We start from the raw sequence: 2958 nt of genomic DNA, 5'->3' as shown, positions 1-2958 counted from the left end.
AACCGCTCGCGGGCGGCATGGCCGCGGTGCTGCCGCACGTCGACGCCTTCGTGGCCGGGCACAGCCTCGCCGCGCTCGAACGGCTGGCGGCGGTGGTACGGGGGGCGGCCGGCGGATGACGACGAACCCGGCGACGAAGGGACCGCCATGGAGCTGCGGCACGAGTTCACCGTTCCCGTACCGGCCGACGAGGCGTGGCGGGCGCTGCTCGACATCGAGGGCATCGCCCCCTGCATGCCCGGGGCGGCGGTCGAGAGCTTCGACGGCGAGACGGTGCGCGGGACGGTGAAGGTGAAGGTCGGCCCGGTCACGCTCACCTACCGGGGGACGGCGTCCTTTCAGGAGAAGGACGAGGCGGCCCGGCGCATGGTGCTCTTGGCGAACGGCAAGGAGGCCCGCGGCACGGGCACGGCGCGGGCCACGGTCACGGGGGAGCTGACGGAGACCGGCGGCGGCACGCGGGTGTCGGTGGTGACGGACCTGGCGGTCACGGGCCGGCCCGCGCAGTTCGGGCGCGGGATGCAGGCGGAGATCGCGCGGACGGCGCTGGGGCTGCTGCTGGACCGGATCGCGGACGGGGGCCGGGGGGCGCGGCAGGTGGTGGCGGCGCACAGGCTGGAGGTCAGGCGGAGCGCGTGAGAGGGCGCAGGCGTCCGCAGGGCGCTACGCCCCCGGGCCCTCCTCCTCCGGCTCCCCCTCGGCCGTTCCCTCGAAGGCCGCCGCCCGCAGCTGCGCGGCCCGTACCCGCCGCACGTCGAGCTTCTCCGACCGGTCGAACCGGTAGATCCCGTTCTGCTCCTGGAAGACGTCCGTCAACTGCGTATAGCAGTAGCCGAACATGTCCGGATCCCCCAGCAGCACCCCGGTCAGGCCCGCGAACCGCTCGTGGAACGCCTCCTCGTCGCGCGGCCGCTGCCCGTACCCCCACGACACCAGCCGGTCCTCGCCCGCCGCCGCGGCGTCCTCCGGGTTCCACCAGATGCCGCCGAACTCGCTGCAGAAGTAGGGCTGTCCGCCGTACGGCAGCGACCAGGTCTGCCCGGCCGCCTCGTCCTGCGGGTTGACGAAGGGGGTGCCCGCGCGCAGCCCGGCCATCAGCTCGCCGAAGACCTCCGGGTCCTGCTCGTAGCAGTGCGAGTCGTAGACGTCGGTCTCCGGTACGCGGTGGGCGTAGCCGGAGGCGTCGAGTACGGGCCGGGAGGTGTCGGCGGCCCTGGTGGCGAGGAACATGGCGCGGGTGACGTCGTCGAGGACGCTCTGCCGGTCGGTCAGCAGCTGCCGGGTCTCGTTGAGCGGGCACCAGCCGATGAGGGCGGGGTGGGAGTAGTCGCGTTCGACGGCCTCCAGCCACTGGGCGACGAAGCCGGCGGTGGGCTGCTGGTTGTCGGGTCCGACGGGGGCTCCGGTGCCGGCGCCCCAGTCGCCGAACTCGCCCCAGACGAGGTAGCCGAGGCGGTCGGCGTGGTGCAGGAAGCGCTCCTCGAAGACCTTCTGGTGCAGGCGGGCGCCGTTGAAGCCGGCGGCGAGGGAGAGTTCGATGTCGCGGACGAGGGCGGCGTCGTCGGGGGCGGTCATGAGGCCGTCGGGGTACCAGCCCTGGTCGAGCACGAGCCGCTGGAAGACGGGCTTGCCGTTGAGCAGGATCCGCTTCCCGTCGATCGTCACCGCGCGCAGACCGGCGGTGCAGACGGCACGGTCGATCACGGTGCCGTCGGGACCGGTCAGCTCCAGCACCAGTTCGTACAGATGCGGATCCTCGGGGGACCAGGGGCGGCGCCGCTCGCCGGGTACGGGCAGCACGAGGCGCGGCGCGAGGTCGAAGTCCGCCGCGACGGCGGCCTCGGCGACGACGCCGTGCCCGTCGCGCAGTTCGGCGCGGACGCGGTGGCCGGTGCGGCTCCCGGCGAGCGGGACCTCGACGTGGAAGGAGCCGGCCGCCAGGTCGGGGGTGATGCGCGGCCGCCGGAAGTGCGTGTCCGCGACGGGCTCCAGCCAGACGGTCTGCCAGATGCCGGTGGTGCGGGTGTAGAAGCAGGCGTGGTTGGCGTACGCGGTCGACTGCTTCCCCCGCGCCTGCGGCCCCCGCGCGGCATCCCGCGCCCGCACGACGACGACGGCCTCCTCCCCGGCCCGTACGGCATCGCCGAGGTCGGCGGTGAACGGGGTGAACCCGCCGCTGTGCCGGGCGACTTCCCGCCCGTCGACCCACACGGTGGCGTCGTGGTCGACGGCCCCGAAGTGCAGCAGGACCCGCCGCCCGGCCCACTCGCCGGGTATCCGCACGGTGCGGCGGTACCAGACGGCGTGGTGGAAGTCGGTGTCCCCGATCCCGGACAGCTCCGACTCGGGGCAGAACGGCACGACGATCCGCTCGGGCAGCTCGGCCCCGGCAAGCCCGCGCTCGAACCCGCTGTCACCGGGGTCGCGGGCGAACTGCCAGGTGCCGTTGAGGTTGAGCCAGTCCGCCCGGACGAAACTGGGCCGGGGGTACTCGGGCCGGGGAGTCCCCGCGGGGGCGGAGGGAGCGTACGAATCGGGCATGGCGAAGGGTCTCCTGGGGGAGGACGTCAGGTCGGACGGGGTACGTCCCTGCCATCACAACACCAAGATGCAACGTTGTAAACCACTCCGGGACCGGGCAGCCACCCCTGATGCGTAACGTTAAAACCGCGTCACCGGCCCGGCGTCTGTGGCGTCAGGCCGTCCCCTCGTCCTCGCGGCCGGTGCCGGAGTCTCCCCCCTGCCCGTGCATGATCCTGTCCACCATCACGCGGTAGCCGACGTCACCCGGCTCGTGCGTGTACTTCAGCCGCCAGGGGATCGACGGCGGGTACTCGGGGATGTCGACGGCGGTCCGCCACGGCAGCGCGACGTCCTCCAGCGTCGTGGTCCTCCCGTCGACCGTGTACGTCAGCGACGTCAGCGCGACGTCGCCGGTCAGGAAGAACTCCAGCACCC

3 protein-coding genes are annotated in these 2958 nt (G+C 73.2%); 1 reads left to right on the top strand and 2 read right to left on the bottom strand.

Annotated features, from left to right (window positions below; genetic code table 11):
- Positions 1–147 precede the first annotated feature (147 nt).
- Complete coding sequence (locus tag H5J30_RS24830) at positions 148–639, top strand: SRPBCC family protein (RefSeq protein WP_258563523.1); 492 nt, start codon at positions 148–150, stop codon at positions 637–639.
- Positions 640–663: 24 nt separating this feature from the next.
- Here the strand turns inward: H5J30_RS24830 and H5J30_RS24825 are convergent, their stop codons facing one another.
- Together H5J30_RS24825 and H5J30_RS24820 are read right to left on the bottom strand one after the other, a co-directional pair.
- A complete protein-coding gene (locus H5J30_RS24825; protein ID WP_181789586.1) occupies positions 664–2541 on the bottom strand; it encodes a glycoside hydrolase family 2 protein in 1878 nt (625 codons plus the stop codon).
- Between the two features lie 154 nt (positions 2542–2695).
- Positions 2696–2958, bottom strand: a 263-nt coding sequence (locus H5J30_RS24820; protein WP_181789585.1) for a hypothetical protein, incomplete at its 5' end; no start/stop codon positions are given.

It is taken from the genome of Streptomyces phytophilus (genome assembly GCF_013870535.1).
Classification (GTDB): Bacteria; Actinomycetota; Actinomycetes; order Streptomycetales; family Streptomycetaceae; genus Streptomyces; species Streptomyces phytophilus.
Note: the sequence above shows the minus strand (reverse complement) of the source record. Positions and strands in the feature narration are given on the sequence as shown.

What these genes read in the sequence shown, in the direction of transcription:
- H5J30_RS24830 (WP_258563523.1), top strand. Translation starts at nt 148, where the DNA reads ATGGAGCTGCGGCACGAGTTCACCGTTCCCGTACCGGCCGACGAGGCG.
- H5J30_RS24825 (WP_181789586.1), bottom strand. Translation starts at nt 2,541, where the DNA reads ATGCCCGATTCGTACGCTCCCTCCGCCCCCGCGGGGACTCCCCGGCCC.